Here is a 19,583-nt window from a genome sequence, read left to right on the forward strand (position 1 = left end):
TGCCACCTCCAGCTTCAAAATCAAGGGACAACTCTATTGTACCGTTATTCTGCCCAATATGCCAAATAACTTCCTCAAATACTCCAATGCTGCCATTCCTGCTGAATATGCTCTTGCTCGTCCAGCCAATCCCGGGTTCGCTTCAGCAGCAGCTCGCGCTGCGGGCCGGCAGAATAGGTGTGATCCGCCTGAAAAATAATCTCCTTATCGCACCGGCCTTCCGAGCGCATCCAGAACACCTTTTGATACAGAAAAGCATAGTCCACCGGGATAATGTCATCCGAGGTGCCGTGAATGACCAGCACATTGCCCGTAAATTTCAGAGCCTCTTGGAACGGCTGGCCCTGCGCCAATGACTCGAAAAATACCGGAGTGAACGAGTACCCCAAATAATCGGCAGCACCCGATTTGACGGCGGTGTCATATACGTCGCGGCCCGTGATTTTCACGATATCGTTGAAAGGATAGCCTACCGCTGACCATAGCACGAGATTTTTCACCCGGCGGTCCCGCACGGCGGTCTGGAGCGCTACCGCGCCGCCCAGGCTGTGGCCGATCAGCGTAATTCGCTGGGGGTCGACATCCGTGCAGCTGAGCGCATAATCCAGAACGGTCCGCGTCTGGGCGATCATCGACTCCAGCCCCTCGCTGCCGTAGCTGCCCGAGCTCTCGCCGCAGCCGATATAATCGAACCGAATGACCATATGCCCATCTTGGGCGAGTTCACGCGCGGTTTTGACGAACAGGCGGTCAACCCCGATGCGGCTCCCCACAAACCCGTGGCAAATAATAATCAGCGGCACCCGGCTGCTGCCAGCATCCGCCTCCTTCTGCGGATAATGTATTGTTGCTGTCAGCTCCTCTTGACGATGCCGGATCGTAATTTGACGCTCCATCCTAATTCCTCCCCGCGAAATCAGACGCTTTTTAGATACTATAATAATTCCGATAAGTTTAATATGAATTAATTAAACTTATCTTAGCATCGTGATGCGCGGGTTGTCAACAATTCACAAAAATCGAACCCCAGGTATGCGGCTACCGCTTGTGTAAGGTAATCACCCTGAATGCTGGCTTATATCCTTCGTCCTACTCATAGCTTTGGCGGAACATCGCATGGGTCTCCTCGCGGCCATCCCAGCCGTTCAGCCAGCTCTCTCCATCCGCCCCGTCGTTCCATAGGGACGGATCCGCCATCCCTGTCCGATTCGGGTGCACTGCATCCTGTGCGGGTTCTGCGCCTTCTTGTCCCCCGGAGGCATAGTCCGGGTCCAACTCCAAGGCGTATCCGGAGGATACGGTTTCATTCCTGTTATACTGTTCGTCAAAGTAAGCACTCATCTGAAAATCCTCCTTCCGCCCCGTTCGGCGAGGCCTGTATGGTCATTTCTGAATGCTTATTATTTTGAAGTACGAGAGGCGGAATTATACTCCCGCTCCCAAATATGCTAAAAAACCCGGCGGATCTGCGAAAAGGTGGGCTATGATCTTTAAGGATTTCGCGGCCTTGACGCCCATGGCGCTGCTGAAACCTTTTCTATATAGAAAGCAACCCCCTTCAACTTAGAAATTGAAGGGGGTTATATATCCGGTCCAATACAAGGTGCAACGTTCCTGCTTTTATTGGAAGCATCGAGAATTAGTTTATGCGGCTTCACGGCTTGTGACATGATAAAGCTGCAGATCAGGCGGCGTTTTTTTCGACTCATGAGCAGCGACTTGACTGAAAAAACACCCCTTCTATTCCCTGCTTCAGTAGATGCCTTTATCCTTCAAAATCCGCAATGAAATTTCGGCCGCCCTACTCCCGCTCGCCTGATCTTTATGCGCAATATTCGTTGCAAAAAAGTAAGTGTTGCCCTCGTTCTCGACGTAACCGACAAACCAACCGTTCGTGTTTTTATGATTGACCGTGCCTGTGCCGGTTTTGCCGAACAGACGGGCACCGCCCCTTTCCTGCAGTTGGATCGCTTGCTTCACCGTCTCGATATGCTTATCGTCGAATCCAAATTGATTCGTATAGAGCGCCTTCAGCAATTGAACCTGCTCAACCGGCGATATCGCTAATGACGATTCCAGCCAAAACGGCCCGGACCTGCCGGATAGATCGGCATTCCCGTACCCGATTCGCTCGAGATACCCCTGCAGCTCGCCCCGGTCCATCCGGTTCTCCATCGCTTGGAAGTACCAATTGACCGAGCTATCCATCGCCGTAAACAGGTTATGGTCCCTATTCCAGGCATCGTACGGGTATTTTTGGCCGTTCCATTCGATGGTCGAGCGTTCGGCCGAAATGGCCCCTGATTCTAGTCCGAACAAAGCGCTGTAGATTTTATAAGTAGAGTCCGGAGACACTCTCCGCGTGCTTTGCGATTCGTTATAGATGCGGTATTGGTCAGCATTCAGGTCGTACAGCACGAACGTTCCTTCATAATCCGAAAAATAGGCGCTCAGATCCTCGTATTCGGTACGTTCACCCGTAAAATCATATCGCGAATCGTCCCGGTTCATGGCCTCTGCGACGGGAAGCTGGCTTGCCACCATGAGAGCTGCAAGCGCAACGACCGCAAGACTCTTGATGTTTTGCCGCCTGGAGTCCGCCCGAAACCGGACAATCGTTTCGATGCGATGTCGGATCGGGCTCTTCGGGCCCACAAAGGGGCTCGCCAGCGAGAAAGGCACGGAGTGCGATGCTCGGCCCGCAAAACGGAGAATCGTTTGCCCGTAATCGCTATGGAAGCGTTCGTCCAAGGATTGCAGCACGGCATGATCGCAGGCGATTTCACGATCCAGCCTCATCTGCTTCAGAGCCATCCAGATGAGCGGGTTGAACCAGTAGACCGCTTGAAACGCCACGATCCCGTAATTCGTAACGTTATCCTTCGTTTTCCAATGGTTTAATTCATGCAGCAAGATATATCGGATTTCATCCATGGAAAGCCAATCCATGCACCGGGACGGCAGCATCAGGGAAGGTTTCAGCACGCCGGCCAGCATGGGCGATTGAACAAGCGGCGACTCCAACACCATCACTTCCCGGGTGATACGAAGCTTCCGCTTGCACTCCTCCAATACGGCCAGCACATCCGCATTCGATACGGGGCGGGCCGTTTTTTTCATCCGTCTGATGCTCAGCCAAGCGCGCGTGATGATCAGGGCAAAAACAAGCATGCCTGCGAACCATATACCTACCGTCATGGTTTGCAGAAACTCCGGCGTCCCCCGGTTCACGGAGATGGTGAAGTCCTGCAGCATATTCGCATTAGCAGCCTCTTGCAATCCGGCCCCGTCCCCGGCAGCGCCTAAGTCACGGTGCTGCGGCCCGCCCAAACCGGGAACCCACGATGAGAATTGAAATAAATGCCCCGGCATAAAAGGAATCGTTAACGCGACCAATAACAGCATCCAAATCCGGTAGTGCCACCTTGCGGTAAGTTGTTTTCGAAACACGGCTTTGACGCCCATCATTCCCGCTGCGGAAATACTAGATATGATACAGCCTGCGACCAGCATCGAAAACAACATGTCGCCGCTCTCCCTTCTTCCTTAACGAGATACTACCACTATCGCATGACCCGGGCGATATATCAAATCAATCCCTCAGGGCCGAAAGCGCAGCTTCCGCTGCCTTAGCGATCAGCGCATTGTCGTAGTCTGCATCCTGCGCATCCCGGCTTGATAAAATCGCGAGCACGATCGGATCGCCCTCCGGAGGCCAGACAATGGCGATGTCGTTCCGCGTTCCATAACTCCCTGCCCCCGTCTTATCACCGACGACCCAGCCTTCGGGCACGGCCGCGCGAATCAGCTCGTCGCCCGTCGTGTTGCCCCGCAGCATGTCCGTGAGTATCGTTTGTTTATCCTCTGGAAGCACATCGCCAAGGGCAAAAGCGTTGAGCGAGGTGGCTAAAGCTCGTGCCGTGCTTGTATCACGGTCATCCCCAGGCACAGCCTCATTCAGTTCGGTTTCGTAACGATCGGCCTGGATAACCGTATCGCCGATTTGCCGCAAAGCCGCCTCAAAGCCGTCCGGTCCGCCCAACTGCTTAAGCAGCAGATTGCCGGCCGTGTTGTCGCTATAGCGAATGGCTGCATCCATAATGTCTCTAAGGGTCATCCCCGTCGAAACATGTTTCTCCGTAATAGGCGAATAGGTCACAAGGTCCTCAGCGGAGTAGGAGATCATCTCGTCGATATCCTCGACGGAATTCTGCATAAGCACCGCGCCCGAAGCCAGCGCCTTAAAGGTCGACGTATACGCAAAACGCTCATCCGCCCGATAAGCGATCGTCTCCCCCGATCCCGTGTCGATGGCGTAAACGCCGAGCCTCGCGTCATATTCGTTCTCCAGGTTTTCAAACAACGGATCGGTTGCTGCTGCTTCCACGGTAGACGGCGGAGGCGGAACCTCCTTCCCGGTCTCGGCGGCTGGAGCTTCATTCTTCATACAACCGGCAAGCATAAGTATAGCGGTTAGCACAATCGGTACTATGGTCCATTTCGGCTTGGTCCGAAAATGATATGAATGTTTTGCTTTTAACATATGCAATCCTCATTTCAGCTTGATCTAGGATGGTGCGAATGTTATCTTAGTCCCCCTTTCCAATCAGTTGGATTACTAATGTAATCTATTTCATTATACTACATTTGTAATCTGTTGTTGTCAAATGCTCCGCATGATCTCTTTTTGAAACGCTCAGTCGTGCAAGTTGAACCCTATTTTTCCAATAAAAAAGAGCTCGTTCCAACCTTCAGAACGAACTCTCCTTGGCTTTACATGAATCGTTTATCCCCTATTTCCGATCCTCGACCGCTGGCTTGTCGTCCAAGCGTCGACGCTTTAGCATCGTGCGGCAGTCATCATTACACCGCGCGCCGGGATAGGCAGCGGCTAGACCGCTATTTGCGCAAAGTCATCGGTTACCGCTTGTCGGATTTCTCGTTCAGCATGTTACGCAGCTCCTTGATCTCCTCTTCCGTTAGCGACTCCTCTTCGAAAAAATGAACAAGCATCGATTTCATCGTCCCGCCATAGATGCGATTAAGAAACGACTTCGCCTCAGCCCGCTGACACTCGCTCTGGGAATACAGCGGCGTGAACGTGTACACTTTTTGATTCTGGTTGACGCCGACCACCTCTTTTTTGACCAGACGGTCGAGCAAGGTACGAATTGTTTTCGGCTTCCAATCGGTTTTTTCCTGTAATGCTTGAATGACTTCGCTGGCGGTAAGCGGAGATCTCTCCCACAGCACGTTCATGACTTCCCATTCCGCTTCCGAAATTTTTGGCACTTGCTCAGGCACTTTCATCACTTCCCGATTCATTTTGACTCCACCGCAGATTGAAGGCGGCCATGCCGCATACCTTCCGCGGTCCAATCCCGGATGGATACAAACGGTCCGATCCGGCTGCTGATCTTAATATCGCATGTCTCTTCCAATTTTTCAAACCGGACGTTAGTGCCGGTTCTCCACGTAACCCTTTACCACCGGCGCGGTTTTGCGAACGACGTAGCCGCTGCCGCCGCGATCGCGCACGTCCTCGATCATAACGGCCATCAGAAAATCGAATCCGTCTGCATCATAAACGACGAACCACCCGTTCTCCTGCCCGCTTTCCGCTTTCGTTCGCTTCAGCTCTGCGGTGCCGGTCTTCCCCGCAATTTTGCGGCCCGGGATATATGCCCCGTGCCCTGTCCCTTTGGGATCGTCGACGACCCTAAGCAGCATACGATGGATGGCTTCGGCCGTGTCCGGGGTCAGAACCCGTTCTCCCTGCGCTTCCCCCTGAAGCTCCTTGTCTTTCTTAAGCTCCAATACGGGCGCAACCAGCTTCCCTTCATTGATGAATGGGGTGTAGGACAAGGCCAGATGCAGCGGGCTCATCTGGACTTCCCCTTGTCCATAGGAGGAATCGGCCAGCAGTATTTCGTTCGTGATGCCATCGTTCGACAGGCTTGCCTTCGGGAACGGATAGTCAATCGGCAACGATGCGCCAAACCCGAATTTCTCCGCCTCCCTGCTGAAATCTTCGGCCCCCATCTCGAGCGCTTCCTGGGCCAAATAGATATTGTCGGAATTGACGATCGCGTCGGTAAGATCCTCGACGGGTACGTCCCTCACCCGTTTCACGTAATAGCTCCCCCAGCTGCCGTCCTTGGCCCACCGCAGTCCCTCGATCGTTTTGACCTCATCGACGGAGCTCACGCCAAGCTGCAATCCGATGGAAGCGGTAATCGGCTTAAACACCGAACCGGGAGCGTACAGCTTCGTGAATCGGTTCAATAACGGCTTCTTGGGGTCCTCGTTCCACGATTTCCACTGCTCCTCCGATAATCCTTGGATGAACAGGTTCGGATCGTATGCCGGACTGCTGACAAGCGCCAAAATCTCCCCCGTCTGCGGATGAATGGCCGCCCCCGTTCCCGCGTCTCCATCCAGTGAGCGATACATCGATTCTTGCAGGCCGGCATCGATGGTCAGGCGGATATCCTCGCCGTTTGCCGGCTCGACCTTCGCCAGCGTCTCACGCACCGTTCCGTCCGCCGCGATGATCGAGATGTGGACGCCGTCCTTTCCTCTAAGCCGATCATCGTAAATTTGTTCGAGTCCGGATTTTCCGATCACGTCGTCGGATTCCAGGTTTTTGTCCTTATGCTTCTCCATATCCTCCGCCGTGACTTGCCTGATATATCCGGTTAAATGAACGGCCGCTTCCCCGTAGGGGTAGACCCTGGCGCTCTTGTCCCGTTTCGTTACACCCTGCAAATCGCTAAAATCAAGGCGGGCCCGATCCCCCGTCGCATTGACGATCGGCACGAACACATTATCCTTGACCCACGAAGCCGCGAGTTTTTCCCGAATGAACGATTCCGGGATTTCAAGCCGCTTCGCAAGCTGGGCAATCGTCTTCTCCCTGGCCTCTCCAAGTTCACCCGGCACGATCCCGATCACTTCAATGCTTCCGTTGACGGCAAGCCCGTTGCCCGACCGGTCATAGATTTCCCCCCGCCTCGACTGCAGCGTGCGAACCGTCACCTTATCCCCTTCTTCCATCGATGGGAAGAGCAGGGATGGCTTCCAATCCACCTTCCATTCACCCGTCTCCTGGTCCCTCGCCACGCGCATGGCCCCTTCAACGTCAATCGGGCCTGCGCTCGTATTCATCTTAAGCTGATATGCAAACGTCTTTTCGCTTAATCCATCGTCAGTCGCCGGCTCGCCGGCTTGAGGCAGCGCGGTCACGCTCAGATTGCTCATGCCGATGCCCTCGTAAATGGAACGGTAGCGAGCCGCGAACGCCTCTGCAGGAATCGCCTCTTTCGCCGCTTTGGAGACCAGCTCGTACATGGCTTCATATTGTCCCTGCTGCCAGAGCCCGATGTAGCGATCGAACACCTCTTCCGGGAGGGTCTCTTTCTCTTTGCAGCCCGTAAACATGATCAGGATGATGACGATACAGCCCACATATCGAACACAACGCATGAAATCCCCTCTTTTCCGATTCTTGATAGAATGTTGCCCTTAGATTTGAGCTTGCCGGAGTTTCGGCTCTCTTGCCGTAGCCCTTTTCAAACGCCTTCCCAAAAACAGATTACTAATGTAATCTAAATTGAATACTACATTTGTAATCAAGGTGTGTCAATAACTCGAATCTATCGAAGCTGATGCGGATCCCATCACGCCTTGCTTCTTGTGATCGTCAGTTCGGAGACTCGACGATGGACGCTCGACATCGGAGAGGCTCGACAACGTGGCTCGACCACCCAGCTCCATGACAGTGGCTCGACGACATGGCTCGACCATCCAACTCCATGACAGTGGCTCGACGACAGTGGCTCGACCACGAGAGGCTCGATAACGGAGGATGAGCCCATCAACCTTTTTAACGAAGCCGCGTATTATTCCTGTCCTTCCAGCTAGCACATAGCAGTTAGCCATTTGAGCAACTATCTTGCATTGCAAGTCAAGTCATGCTAAGATGGGTTGCATAACAAGGTAGCGGTTAACATAAGGTAGCAAATCAGCCGGAGGATTACTGAAATCCGGATTCTCTGCCGTACCCACCTACCTTGCATAACAACCTAGTCGGAAAAGGAGACCACCACCATCTATGACAACACAAAGCCAGATGCTCAAGGGCATTCTCGAAGGCTGCATTCTGGCGCTTATGGAGCACCGGGAAGTGTACGGCTACGAGCTCAGCACCTTGCTGGAGAACAGCGGACTGACGTTTGTAAGCGAGGGCAGCATCTATCCGCTCCTGCTTCGAATGCAGAAAGAAGCGTTAATCGAAGGCACCCTTCGTTCCGAGCCGGGTGCAGGCGGACCACCCCGCAAATACTACAGGCTGACCGGCAAAGGACAGGAGACGCTCCAACAATTCAAGCAGCATTGGGGAACGCTTAAAGAGAGCGTGGACTTTATTTTAACTTCCGGAGGACAAAAAGCATGAAGATTAAACAAATGATCAAGGAAAACAACCGGCTTCAGGATGCGATGACACCCGGCAATTTGTCATATTATCAGGACATGGTTGTCTATATACGAAGCAGTTCCGTCAATGAAGCGAAGGGCGAGGAGCTGCTGCTGGAAATCGGCCAGCATCTGCTGGATGCTCAGGCTAAAGGAAAGACTGCGGAAGAAGTCTTCGGCAGCGATCCGGAAGCCTATTGCAAAGACCTGGTTGAGCAGCTGCCGCCTATGAAGGGCCTCAACAAACTGCAGCTTCACGTTATGATTCCTTGGATCTCGTTGACATGGTTCTTTTTCGTGCAGGCGATCGTTGGTTTTATTGTCACTTGGACGGGAGGTCCGGTGGAACGGATGACGCAGGTACGGGTTTCAACGCTGATTCTCCTGGCCGGAGGCTCCTACATCTTGATTCAATTAATAATGAAATGGATGAAGAACGGAACGTTCCAGCCGGAAGAAGAGCGGCGCAAAATCAATATCCGCCATATGGGCATTTACGTCGTTATCGCTGTAGTCATTCTTGTCGGCGGCGTGTGGCTGGGGCGGCTGCTCCCGGTGCTTCATATTCAGCCTTGGGTCAGCCTTGTCATTTTTGTCATCGGACTCTTGGGAACGAAGCTGTTTTTTTCGAGCAAATAATGCAAAATCGCCGCAATTTCGTTATAGTTCATGAAGATTTTTTTAATATTTTCCAAAAATATTGTAAACCAATGTCCGGTAGAAGGTGGTAGGATAAGGGTAATGCGTGGTAAAAGGAGGAAATCTCTTTATGAAATCCAAAAAGTCCGCCGTGGCTGCGATCCTTGCCCTTGCTCTATCCCTTCAGACGGGAATCATTGCGGGAGCAGCCCCTTCTTCGGAAACCAAATCAGCTTCAACAGCCGCCTCAAATAAAGCCACTGCCTTCGGCAATGCCGTATACAACAAGGCCAGCAAATTGCTGAAGGAGAAAGACGTCGCATACGCCAAGACGTATATCACCAAGCATATCCGCAGCGTAACCCGTTATCAGGCGACCATGCTTGTATTGAAGCTGGAGAATGCGATGAAAAAGCAGCTGTCAGCCAAGACCGACATCGTCTATAAAACCGGCATCCAAGACAAACTAATGAACATTTACAAATACAATGAGCCCATCAGCGCTACGCTCAGCCGCACGAAGGACGACAATCTCAGACAAGTCCTGATCAATTTGCGCGACAGCGGCTACCGGTTGTTCACGACCGAAGGCGTTGTATTCCCGATCGTCGACTATAAGTCGCTGGTGTCTTACAAGCCGTATATTAACAAAGATATTCAAGCCTATATCGACATCATGGTGGTTGAATCCGAGAAGGTATCCGTCAGCGATGGTGCACTCATTATTCCTTGGTCGGACGTCATTGATCGGGGGCTGGTCCAGGAAGCTTTCCTAAAAGCTCATCCTAAATCAAACCGGGCCGCTGAAGTGGAGCGCATGCTGTGGTTCATGGAGTTCAGCCTGTTCTACGGCTACAACAACACGCCGCTCTTCGCTTATGAAGATAATCTCCTTGATCCCGAGGTGCGCCAAGCGCTGGATCAAGCCTTGAAGCGCAATGACATCGAGAACAGCCCGTTCCTGAAAAAGCTAAAAGCCTGGTCCGACGTCCTTAAAAGCAACAATGACAAGCTGACAAAGGAAGTCGAGGACTACCGCCAAAAGGAGTTCCCGCTGGAATAAGCGATTGGAACTTAATTCTTAAATAGCCATATTTATTTTGTAATATATAGAGAATAGTAACTTGATTAGGATGGGATTACTTTGGTTAGGAAACAAACGATTGTACCATTTTTGAAAAGCTATTGGGTATCTACTATTGGCGTATTTTTATTATCACAAATGTTCTTTTTCACATCTGAAGCAACAGGTTGGATACTTAACTACAGAGATACGGATGGAACGTTATTTGGAAGGATTCTTGACTCTACTATTTTCACTGAATGGTTTAATTTCTACGAAACGCCCCAATATAATTTACTTACTGTCTTTTTTGGCATCTTTTTTCTTGTTCCTGGAATAATCAGTGTGATAAGAAAGGTTTTTTCTCGCTGAGTTTAAGAACCTTACCTACACTTTAGGAAAACGAATACCAATTGCTGATTTAAGTTCTAATTGTTATGTGTCCAATTGGTTTAACTGCATTATGCTAAGCACTTTGAGTACAACCAAAAAGCCGGATTCCTGGAAGGGGAATCCGGCTTTTCAATGTGAGCGCAAGTCAACGCTTCGCACTTACAAGTTCCAAAAATGGAATTGTTCACGGGATTTCACGCCGCGACTCACCAACAAGTCCCCAAAAGGGACTTGTTCGCGGGATTTCCCGCCGCTACGCACCAACAAGTCCCCAAATGCTCTTCTGTCAAGAAAGTAGACACCTCTAAGCTAAGCTATGCACTCGTAATAGCACTGCTCAAAACGCACCGGGGACATATACCCAATCGTACTGTTAGAACGTTTTCGGTTGTAAAAAAATTCAAGGTACCGGTACAGCTTCTGCCCGGCTTCCTCTTTTGTTTTAAACTTAGGTTTGCTGTAAATGAATTCTCGCTTTAGGATACTGTGAAACGCTTCAATACAGGCGTTGTCGTAGCAGTTTCCTTTGCGGCTCATACTGGGCTTCATGTTAAATTGCTTCAACTGTTCACGGTACTCTTTAGCGCGGCATATTGCGAACCGCGGTCGGAATGGTGAATCAATCCCTTCGGAGGCTTCTTAGCAGCATACGCCATCTTTAGGGCATCGAGGGTAAGGTCTGTGGTCATCCGATCGCTTAGCTTCCAACCGACGATTTGTTTGGTGTACAGATCCAGGATGCTCGCAAGGTAGAGTTTCCCTTGGCGGCAGGGGATGTACGTGATGTCAGCGACCCACTTTTCGTTGGGCTTTGTGGCTTTGAAATTTTGTTCCAACACGTTAGGGGCAATCGGGAGATCATGCTTGGAATCGGTCGTAACCACTCGGAACTTACGGGCCATGCATGAACGAAGGCCATGTTCGCGCATAATGAGGCCCACCGTACGTTCCGATACCGTCCATCCTTCCTTCACCAGCTCGTTTCGTATTCGGGGACTGCCGTAGGTTTCATCGGAGTCATAGAAGTGCCATTTCACACGTTCAGCCAGCGTTGCCTTACGTTTTTCCCGTTCAGAAGCTTCAGAGGTACGCCATTTGTAATAACCGCTCCGAGACACGTGAAAGAGAACGCACATCTTCTCCAATCGAAACTCGGAGCGATGATCTTCGATAAACTGGAACCTTAGTTCTTTTCTTTGCTGAAGATGTGCATGGCCTTTTTTAGGATCGCAATTTCTTCTCTCAAATCATCAATTTCGCGTTTCTGATCTTCGATAAGTTGGGTTTGCTGACGTAAGGTTTCCCCATGATTGACAGGCTCGTGCTCGAATGTTCGATACTTTTTGACCCAGTTGCGTAATGTGCCTGGATTAATGTTCAACTCATCGGCGATCTGCTCCAGCGTCTTCGACTGTTCTTGCACGTACTTTACGGTTTCACGCTTAAATGTCTCGTTGTAATGTTGTCTATTGCCACTCATTTTTTTTGACACCCTCTCGTCTGCTTTGTTTCATTATCGTTTTATCACTAAGGGGTGTCCACTTTTTATTCTAGCTGCAAAAAGGGACTTGTTAGCGGAATCTCCCGCCGCGACGCACCTACAAGTCCCCAAAAGGGACTTGTTCACGGGATTTCACGCCGCGATGCACCAACAAGTCCCCAAAAGGGACTTGCTCGCGGAATTTCGCGCCGCGCGATGCACCAACAAGTCCCCAAAAGGGACTTGTTCACGGGATTTCACGCCGCGATGCACCAACAAGTCCCCAGAAGGGACTTGTTCACGGAAATTCCCGCCGCTACGCACTTACAAGTCCCCAAAAGGGACTTGTTCACGGGACTTCGCGCCGTTACGCACCAACAAGTCCCCAAAAGGGACTTGTTTGCAGAATCTCCCGCCGCGACGCACCAGCAAGTCCCCAAAAGGGACTTGTTCACGGAAATTCCCGCCGCGACGCACCAACAAGTCCCCAAAAGGGACTTTCCGCCTCTGGCTCACCAGCGGTTGCCCCTTCCCCGCTCCATCAAGCTCACGTTTTCAACGCGAGGCTTCCTTTTTTACCTAACCCGCATCAGATCAGCAGGTTGAACAAATTCATGTTCTTGTTCAGCTCGGTGTAGTCAAGACCCTTGCGCTGCATCCGCTCGATGAGAGGGCCGTAATCCTCCGGACGAAGCAGCTCTATGCCTACAAGCGCAGGCCCGTTCTCCTTGTTGTGCTTCTTCGTATATTCAAACCGGGCGATGTCGTCGTCAGGGCCGAGCACCTCTTCGAGGAATTCGCGCAGAGCCCCGGCACGCTGCGGGAAATTAATCATGAAGTAATGCTTCAGCCCTTCATAGATCAGGGATCGCTCCTTGATCTCCTGCATCCGGTCGATGTCATTGTTTCCGCCGCTGATGATGCACACAACGGTTTTGCCGCGAATCTTATCCCGGTTCATGTCCAGTGCAGCCACCGCCAGCGAACCGGCAGGCTCAACAACGATTGCATTCTCGTTGTACAGCTCCAGGATGGTTGTGCAGGCTTTCCCCTCCGGTACCATCACGATGTCGTCCACCAGCTCATTGCAAATATCATAGGTCAGCTGCCCGACGCGCTTGACCGCAGCTCCATCCACAAACTTGTCGATTTCGTCCATCGTGACAACCTCGCCCTGCTTCTTCGACTCAAGCATGGAGGCCGCGCCAAGCGGTTCAACACCGATGACTTGTGTCGATGGGCTCACCGTTTTCACATAGGTCGCCACCCCGGCCGCAAGTCCGCCGCCGCCGATGGTCACAAATACATAATCAGCTGGAGCATCAAGGTCCTCCATGACCTCCATGCCGATCGTTCCGTTCCCGGCGATAATCTTCGCTTCGTCAAACGGATGGATAAAGGCCATTCCTTGCTCCTCGCAAGCCTTAATCGCTTCATGATAGGCATCATCAAACGTATCCCCCGTCAAAATCACCTCGACACTGTCCCCGCCGAAACGCTTCACCTGCTTCACCTTCTGGTTCGGGGTGGTGCTTGGCATATAAATCTTGCCCTTGATGTTGAGCGCATTGCACGAGAATGCCACGCCCTGCGCGTGATTGCCGGCACTGGCGCATACGATGCCAGCACGACGTTCCTCATCGGACAAGCTGCGAATCATATTGTAAGCGCCCCGGATCTTGAATGACCGGACCACCTGCAGATCCTCTCGCTTCAAATACACATCGCAATTATATTTGGCTGATAATACGGCATCCCGCTGCAACGGGGTGCGGACGATCACTTCGCGAAGCACATGGTGCGCGCGTACGATATCTTCCATGCTGACGGCCTTGCGCTCAGCTTGCAATTCCTTCACTTCTCTCACTCCACTTCACCGTCCGGGCGGCAAAATCGCCTTTATCTCTACCCTTGAACTTTTTTTATTTCTCCTATTGTAACACTTTTCATCGTAATTTCTCGGGTCATTTTACACGAATTTCAGCCCGGAATCCGCTGGTCCCTCTAATAATATCCATCGGGGAATACAAGAGACTCCTTGACCTCGTTGACTAAGCAGCAATTTTGATCGCCCGCATACGCACGATTCTGACCTAGGCGAAAAACAAGGTGCAGCAGATGCTAAAAACATTTCCAATCCCCCATTTCTCAAAGAACAGATAGCTTCCAAAAAAAAGATAAGGCCGGAGAGTTCCCCGGCCCGATACATACATATTTTTTGCAGGAAGGGTAACCTCACCCGTACTGTAAATAAACGGCCAAGAGGTGAAATGCCTGCAACCCGCTAGAGACGTTGCGCTAATCCATCGTAGTCGTAATCTGGTTTGGACAGTGACACTCCGCCTAATCCATCGCGATCGTAATCGGGGTTCCCGACAGAGAAGTGATAATAATGTTCCCCTGCCCGATGCGTACTCCAAGCTTCTCCGCGGCAGCCTGACCCGCACCTTGATCAGCACCTGCAACCAACGAGAAACGTTGCTGCTTCGCAGCAGGATCATTGCCAGCAATAACCTCCGAATGGACACCATGGGAGCGTGGTCCAGGGCACGCTTGCTCGGATGTCGATCCAAGATCCCGCGGTTTTCCGTATACGGCCGAAACCAGCCAATGGGTGCCTCGATCAAGCCTTGCTCTTAACGTTGGGATAACGGTGCGGGGATGCAGCAGATTCGTGTTTGCATGCGGATAGATCAGCTCAGCCGCGTCAAATCCGAGCAGGCCGTGCACGGAGCTTCCGCCCCAGAGGGTAGAGGCCGCAGCCCTTCGACCCTCAACGATAGCCCCCCCGCCTTCCGTCAAGCCCACACCACGCTCGCCAAGCCCTAAGGCAAAACCTCCCTCAGCCGCCTCCAGCGGCCTTTCCGTGTGAATCCGGTGAATCCGAATATGCCAAGGCAGTCCCGCCACCAGCCAGGTACGGACTTCAACGTTCGCCCAAGGCTTCCATCTGGCATACAACACCTGATCCTGAATCCATGCTTCCTCACACTTTCGCTTTACCCTGAATAGTTGATCCCCTTCGCTGAGGGCGAGCATGGAATCGAAGGCACCTTGGGAGAGCCCCCATTCCGCACGCGGAACGCTGAACGCGAAGGCAGTTGAGTAGGCGAACTTCTCGTACTTGGCCGACGTGTGCGTATGCTCATTGGAGGACAAATGCCCCGTATTAAAAGCCGTCACATGACCGGTCTCCGGCTCCCGGCAGACGACCAGATGCGCCGGCTCCTGCACGGAGATACGCTCCAGCGCTGGAAGCTCCTCTTCCTCCGCTGTCCAGAACGGGTCATTTTCGGCCAGCGCCAGTACGAGAAAGGTTTTTAGCGACCAGTAGGAGGAGCCTGGCGAATTATAATTTTCGGACATGATCTGGTTCGGGTAGGCATACCCGATCGTTAGGATGCCGCCGCGGTCGAAGATCGGCTGCCGGAACCACCATCGGAGGTTTCTCAGTACAAGGCCTTTGAGCTCGCCCGGCTTGAATCCGTCCATACCTGCGAATGCCGCCGCCGACCAGAAGGCGGATTGCGCGAACCGGTAGGTCAGGCTCCGGCCGTAGGGGATGGCGGCACCGTCCGGCGCATGCCAATAGACAAAGTCCGAAGCAAAGGCAGCGGCCCGCTCCAGATACCGCTCGGCGCGCTTCGGGTCCTCATTTGCCATGAGCCGGGCATAGACCAGACCATAATAATGGATCGCAAAAGGCCCGTAGTAATCGCAGTGTCCACCGATACCGTCACTGTACCACCCGCCTGACAGATAGAATTCGTCGATCCGGTTCAGGTTTCGTTCCACCTGCTCCTCATCGTAAGGAAGGCCCGCCTTCCGGAAGCCGATGTTAACCAGCACGTTGAAGAACAGCCAGTTGCAGTCATAACAAGGGTGCCTATTGATCTGATTCAACCATTGGTACAGATTGGCTTGCTCCCGCTCGTTCAGCGGATGCCAAATCCGGTCCGGCACAAGTGCCAGCGCCAAACCGAATACCGCCATCTCGACAAGCCGCTGATCATAATCGGTGACCTCTCCCCAGTACTCCTCATGTTCCGGGTCCGTGCCTGTGCGGATGCCGTCCAGGCACCGCTCCCACAGCTCCTCATGACCTCCGCCGGCAATGGCTGGTACAAGTCCCCAGAGCACCCTGGAGAAGCCCTCCATCTCGGCGACATTCGCCGAATACCCCGTGCCTGTGCTCCCGATTGACAGTCTCGCGTACCCTTTGCTGTAATACGGCTGCAGGGGTGCAAGGAGCTCGCCGAGAGCACGGTACATATCCTGCCGGGTCTTTAGCGGATTCCCCGCAACAGGGTGCAGGCCAGCGCCGGCTGCCCAGTTCGTCCTATCTATGCTCATATTACCTTGAAGACTCATTTTGCTTCACGCTCCTTCGCCAAGCTTCATCTTTCCGGGCCCGGGCATATGGCCGGGCAGCGGCTTTACTTCAGACCATACACCATACCGTCCACACACCGTACCCATAGGAAGCCGTACGCACGGCGCGGCTACCTAATAAAGCTACTCCCAGTAAAACGGCCCCTGTCCCTGAAGCCGAGCCAAGCCTTCCACAAAGAAGTAGTCCCCATAGATGAGCGGCACGTCGATATTGCGCCCCTCCGGCACATGGCTTGTTCCGTGGAGGATCAAGCCCTCCTCGTTGTCATCGTCCCAAGCACCGTAGTTTCGGTACAGCGATTCAAGAATTCGCTGAGCCGGTGTTCGGTAAATGGATGCCTCCACGGCCCCAGCCTTCTCCGCGAGCAGCAGCAGACCGCTGGCCGCGCACGCGCCGGCGGAAGAATCGCGGTAAATCCTCGCTTCATCCGGTGCGCGGAAATCCCAATACGGCACATGATCCTCCGGCAGATTCGCCAGGAAGAAATGCGCGACCGTCTTCGCTGTATCCAGATAAATTTGCTTTCCGGTATGATGATAGGCGAGCGTCAAGCCGTACAGCGCCCAGGCGGTTCCCCGGGACCAGGCCGATTCCGGCGCATAGCCCTGCCCGCCGAGGCCTTCCAGGCGTTCGCCGGTTGCCGGATCGTACCGGATAATATGATAGACCGATCCGTCCGGACGGACAAAGTCACGAACGACCGTATCCATATGCGCTTCCGCCACATGCCGGTACCGCGGATCTCCGCTGATCTCCGAAGCCAGGAACAGCAGCGGCGTGTTCATCGAGCAGTCGATAATCGCCAGCCCGGCGTTGTCCTCCCCTTCTATCCATGGGTTCCACGCCCGGATGTACCGGCCCTTAATATTAAAGCGTGCGGCCAAATAATTCGCCGCCTTCAGCGCCCGAATCTTCGACGTCTCGTTTCCGGTCAGCTTATAGGACGCCATGCTGGTCAGCGTCCACATGAAACCGAGATCATGATCCAGCCGCACGTAATCGTTCAGTACGTCATCCAGCCGCCGTTCGCAGGCTTCTGCAGCAGCGCGCAGCTCCTCGTCCCGGCTGCCGGTGTACAGCAACCACAGCATGCCCGGCCAGAAGCCGGCAGTCCACCAATGCGGCGCCTCCAGCTCATACCTTCCGTTCTGGCTCGCATGCGGGAAGCCGTCTCCAATGCGCTTGACGTTCCGCTGCGTCTTCGTCAGCGCCTTCATCCATGCTTCCGTCTTCCAATCCAATGCCGCCTCCGTCTTCATCTTCATTCTCCTTCGCCTATTTTGACTTAAATGAATCGAAACTCGAATGCCAGCGCCATGACCGTTTCGGGCTGCTTCACCTCAAAATCAACCGCATACCACAACGCCTCCTTGCCGTAATGATCACGATACGTACGTGCCTGAACGGCGGCCGTCAGCCGACCATCGTCATATCGGATGACCAATCCACTTTTCCCTTTACTGCCCCCCAGAACGACCGCATGTTCCCCGTCCACGAGCCGGATGTCCGGCTTCACCCGGGTAACGATCCGCTCAAGCAGGCTGTCCGGCGGCCGGTTGAAGCGATACTCGTCGATGACGGTCAGCTCGGGCTGCGGCCTCCTTTTGTTCCATACCATCGTCCGTATAAGTCCAAGCAGCTCGGGTTCGCGATATGCCTTCGTCAAATCGAGCCGCAGCCGATCCTCTTCCGTTTCCAGTGACGCTTCGAGCACGATCGCTTCGCTGTCCGGCCCCTCGCTCTGCCCCCGGCCGTTGATCACCGGCACGGAATGCCCCTGGGAACCGTTGCAATCATAGCCGTACCGCCCTTCGCCGAAGTAGTCGGCCGTATATTCCCCGCATCCCAGATCCGAGCACCATACTTCCCCCGCACCGTACAGGATAAAGTGCCCGAGGTCGTTATGATTGTGAGGCTCGTCATTTCGTCCTCCCTTGGCCGCGAACCCGTATCGCTCATGACCGGACGCGACCCGGGAAATGAGCCACTGGGCGTCTTCCAAATAATAGTCGGCCTCCCCCCACTCCTTTCCCGTTCTCCCGGGATCCAGCCAGATGAGGTTCCGCAGGGCCGGTGCCCAGCGGCTGCAATGATCCTCCCGATACCCCGCCGAAAGGGAGAGGGGCGGAGATTCGAACGCCTCATAGATTCCCGCTAAGTAGTGGGACAAGCCGGTCTGGACGGCAGCACGCGGCTGGGAATCGGAGAAGTTTGCGACCGCCCCGCCGCCAAGGAAGCATTTTTGCTGAAACAAAGCGATTTTCGAAACCTTTTCCTCCCGGAGCCAGTCGATCGCTCCCCGGCTGCGTTTGCGCAGCAGATCGGCATAATAAACGAAATAACCGAAGCCGTAATTCCAGTAGCCGAGACCCTCCAGACAAGCGCCATCCGCACCGAAGCCCTGAAGATAGCAAGCCATGCTCGCTTCTGTACGCTTCAGGATTTGGGTTAGCCGCTCCGAATCCTGCACGAGCAATAGCGCGGCCGAGCCGACAGAGCCCGCACACACGGCGGACCAATTGTGGGTCGCCGTCTCCCAGCCGTGCATGTGATCCAGAAAGGGCTTGAACAGCCGCTCGTTCACTTCGTCAGCTATCCTTGAATGAAGCAGCGGTGGCAGCATATCTCCGAGCAGCAGACGGATTTCACTCAAGGCGAACCCGGTCTCGGCGCTGAACAAATCGATGGTCCCCCGGATTTTCTCCGCAGACGAGGCATCCACATGCGCGGGCAGGCACCACGTATATTCGTCGCATATTGCCCACAGGATGTCGTGCAGAGACGTCAAATAATCCTCCCGCTCCGGGTGAAGAAGCGACAGAAGCGCGAACGTGTTCATTCTCCGTCTGCGTTCGAAGTAAACCCGCTCATACTCGAGCCTCGTCCCCTGCCGTTCATACAACGCGAACAGCCCATAGGTCAGCTGGGGGATCGAATCCTGCGACAAGCGCACGCCTTCCTCTTCGATCTCCCGGAGCGCGCTCCGGTATGCCGGATGGCTCAGGACGCCTTGCCAGAAGCGTCGCTGATCTCCGCCCGGGTAATAGAGCCGCAGATCCGCCGGGGCCATCCCGCGAACGATAGAGCCAAGCTCCCGATTCTTCTCCATGTGTACCGTTCCCCCTCCAATTTTCGTCCAG

The 19,583-nt window shown here is 53.5% G+C and carries 17 protein-coding genes; 4 read left to right on the forward strand and 13 right to left on the reverse strand.

Translation table 11 applies throughout. The annotated features are described in order from the left end of the window. Positions 1 to 74 precede the first annotated feature (74 nt). The 6 genes from MKX76_RS18395 to MKX76_RS18420 all read right to left on the reverse strand — a co-directional run bounded on the left by MKX76_RS18395 (position 75) and on the right by MKX76_RS18420 (position 7,485). Positions 75 to 896, reverse strand: coding sequence for an alpha/beta hydrolase family protein (locus MKX76_RS18395; RefSeq protein WP_007131007.1), 822 nt, complete (start codon positions 894 to 896; stop codon positions 75 to 77). A 193-nt stretch (positions 897 to 1,089) separates the two neighbouring features. Continuing rightward, the gene (locus MKX76_RS18400; protein WP_007131006.1) at positions 1,090 to 1,341 is read right to left on the reverse strand and encodes a hypothetical protein; all 252 of its coding nucleotides are present in this window, start codon (positions 1,339 to 1,341) and stop codon (positions 1,090 to 1,092) included. Between the two features lie 411 nt (positions 1,342 to 1,752). Next, positions 1,753 to 3,525, reverse strand: a complete 1,773-nt coding sequence (locus MKX76_RS18405; RefSeq protein ID WP_007131004.1) for a BlaR1 family beta-lactam sensor/signal transducer — start codon at positions 3,523 to 3,525, stop codon at positions 1,753 to 1,755. 67 nt (positions 3,526 to 3,592) lie between these two features. After that, complete coding sequence (gene bla, locus MKX76_RS18410; RefSeq protein ID WP_007131003.1) at positions 3,593 to 4,543, reverse strand: class A beta-lactamase; 951 nt, start codon at positions 4,541 to 4,543, stop codon at positions 3,593 to 3,595. Between the two features lie 377 nt (positions 4,544 to 4,920). Further along, on the reverse strand, positions 4,921 to 5,304 hold the full coding sequence (gene blaI, locus MKX76_RS18415; RefSeq protein ID WP_040739251.1) for a penicillinase repressor BlaI: 384 nt from the start codon (positions 5,302 to 5,304) through the stop codon (positions 4,921 to 4,923). A 153-nt stretch (positions 5,305 to 5,457) separates the two neighbouring features. Next, positions 5,458 to 7,485, reverse strand: a complete 2,028-nt coding sequence (locus MKX76_RS18420) for a penicillin-binding transpeptidase domain-containing protein (protein WP_213615014.1) — start codon at positions 7,483 to 7,485, stop codon at positions 5,458 to 5,460. A gap of 628 nt (positions 7,486 to 8,113) precedes the next feature. Between MKX76_RS18420 and MKX76_RS18425 the strand changes: the two genes are divergently transcribed. From MKX76_RS18425 to MKX76_RS18440, 4 genes are all read left to right on the forward strand, one after another. Further along, entirely contained in the window at positions 8,114 to 8,455 is a 342-nt protein-coding gene (locus MKX76_RS18425; RefSeq protein WP_007131000.1) for a PadR family transcriptional regulator, read from the forward strand. Beyond that, a complete protein-coding gene (locus tag MKX76_RS18430) occupies positions 8,452 to 9,114 on the forward strand; it encodes a DUF1129 family protein (RefSeq protein ID WP_007130999.1) in 663 nt (220 codons plus the stop codon). Before MKX76_RS18425 ends, MKX76_RS18430 begins: the two co-directional genes overlap by 4 nt. 130 nt (positions 9,115 to 9,244) lie before the next feature. Then, positions 9,245 to 10,177, forward strand: coding sequence for a hypothetical protein (locus MKX76_RS18435; RefSeq protein WP_210095617.1), 933 nt, complete (start codon positions 9,245 to 9,247; stop codon positions 10,175 to 10,177). 81 nt (positions 10,178 to 10,258) lie between these two features. Beyond that, positions 10,259 to 10,549: a YfzA family protein gene (locus MKX76_RS18440; protein WP_210095616.1), complete on the forward strand. Its 291-nt coding sequence runs from the start codon at positions 10,259 to 10,261 to the stop codon at positions 10,547 to 10,549. A 330-nt stretch (positions 10,550 to 10,879) separates the two neighbouring features. Here the strand turns inward: MKX76_RS18440 and MKX76_RS29780 are convergent, their stop codons facing one another. From MKX76_RS29780 to MKX76_RS18470, 7 genes are all read right to left on the reverse strand, one after another. Further along, on the reverse strand, positions 10,880 to 11,119 hold the full coding sequence (locus tag MKX76_RS29780; protein WP_425262134.1) for an IS3 family transposase: 240 nt from the start codon (positions 11,117 to 11,119) through the stop codon (positions 10,880 to 10,882). 11 nt (positions 11,120 to 11,130) lie between these two features. Then, entirely contained in the window at positions 11,131 to 11,742 is a 612-nt protein-coding gene (locus MKX76_RS18445; RefSeq protein WP_341035058.1) for an IS3 family transposase, read from the reverse strand. Between the two features lie 11 nt (positions 11,743 to 11,753). Then, complete coding sequence (locus MKX76_RS18450; RefSeq protein ID WP_007131733.1) at positions 11,754 to 12,050, reverse strand: transposase; 297 nt, start codon at positions 12,048 to 12,050, stop codon at positions 11,754 to 11,756. Between the two features lie 589 nt (positions 12,051 to 12,639). Further along, complete coding sequence (ilvA, locus tag MKX76_RS18455; protein ID WP_007132698.1) at positions 12,640 to 13,908, reverse strand: threonine ammonia-lyase IlvA; 1,269 nt, start codon at positions 13,906 to 13,908, stop codon at positions 12,640 to 12,642. Between the two features lie 485 nt (positions 13,909 to 14,393). After that, positions 14,394 to 16,403, reverse strand: coding sequence for a DUF2264 domain-containing protein (locus tag MKX76_RS18460; protein WP_341035059.1), 2,010 nt, complete (start codon positions 16,401 to 16,403; stop codon positions 14,394 to 14,396). Positions 16,404 to 16,565: 162 nt separating this feature from the next. Next, on the reverse strand, positions 16,566 to 17,702 hold the full coding sequence (locus MKX76_RS18465; protein ID WP_341034392.1) for a glycoside hydrolase family 88 protein: 1,137 nt from the start codon (positions 17,700 to 17,702) through the stop codon (positions 16,566 to 16,568). A gap of 26 nt (positions 17,703 to 17,728) precedes the next feature. Further along, complete coding sequence (locus MKX76_RS18470) at positions 17,729 to 19,552, reverse strand: heparinase II/III domain-containing protein (RefSeq protein WP_341034393.1); 1,824 nt, start codon at positions 19,550 to 19,552, stop codon at positions 17,729 to 17,731. Between the last annotated feature and the right edge of the window lie 31 nt (positions 19,553 to 19,583).

Origin of the sequence: Paenibacillus sp. FSL R5-0810 (assembly GCF_038002285.1) — a bacterium.
Classification (GTDB): domain Bacteria; phylum Bacillota; class Bacilli; order Paenibacillales; family Paenibacillaceae; genus Paenibacillus_AQ; species Paenibacillus_AQ lactis.

What these genes read in the sequence shown, in the direction of transcription:
- MKX76_RS29780 (WP_425262134.1), bottom strand. Translation starts at nt 11,119, where the DNA reads ATGAAGCCCAGTATGAGCCGCAAAGGAAACTGCTACGACAACGCCTGT.
- MKX76_RS18400 (WP_007131006.1), bottom strand. Translation starts at nt 1,341, where the DNA reads ATGAGTGCTTACTTTGACGAACAGTATAACAGGAATGAAACCGTATCC.
- MKX76_RS18405 (WP_007131004.1), bottom strand. Translation starts at nt 3,525, where the DNA reads ATGTTGTTTTCGATGCTGGTCGCAGGCTGTATCATATCTAGTATTTCC.
- MKX76_RS18450 (WP_007131733.1), bottom strand. Translation starts at nt 12,050, where the DNA reads ATGAGTGGCAATAGACAACATTACAACGAGACATTTAAGCGTGAAACC.
- MKX76_RS18470 (WP_341034393.1), bottom strand. Translation starts at nt 19,552, where the DNA reads ATGGAGAAGAATCGGGAGCTTGGCTCTATCGTTCGCGGGATGGCCCCG.
- MKX76_RS18395 (WP_007131007.1), bottom strand. Translation starts at nt 896, where the DNA reads ATGGAGCGTCAAATTACGATCCGGCATCGTCAAGAGGAGCTGACAGCA.
- MKX76_RS18460 (WP_341035059.1), bottom strand. Translation starts at nt 16,403, where the DNA reads ATGAGCATAGATAGGACGAACTGGGCAGCCGGCGCTGGCCTGCACCCT.
- MKX76_RS18420 (WP_213615014.1), bottom strand. Translation starts at nt 7,485, where the DNA reads ATGCGTTGTGTTCGATATGTGGGCTGTATCGTCATCATCCTGATCATG.
- MKX76_RS18430 (WP_007130999.1), top strand. Translation starts at nt 8,452, where the DNA reads ATGAAGATTAAACAAATGATCAAGGAAAACAACCGGCTTCAGGATGCG.
- bla (WP_007131003.1), bottom strand. Translation starts at nt 4,543, where the DNA reads ATGTTAAAAGCAAAACATTCATATCATTTTCGGACCAAGCCGAAATGG.
- MKX76_RS18465 (WP_341034392.1), bottom strand. Translation starts at nt 17,702, where the DNA reads ATGAAGACGGAGGCGGCATTGGATTGGAAGACGGAAGCATGGATGAAG.
- MKX76_RS18435 (WP_210095617.1), top strand. Translation starts at nt 9,245, where the DNA reads ATGAAATCCAAAAAGTCCGCCGTGGCTGCGATCCTTGCCCTTGCTCTA.
- MKX76_RS18425 (WP_007131000.1), top strand. Translation starts at nt 8,114, where the DNA reads ATGACAACACAAAGCCAGATGCTCAAGGGCATTCTCGAAGGCTGCATT.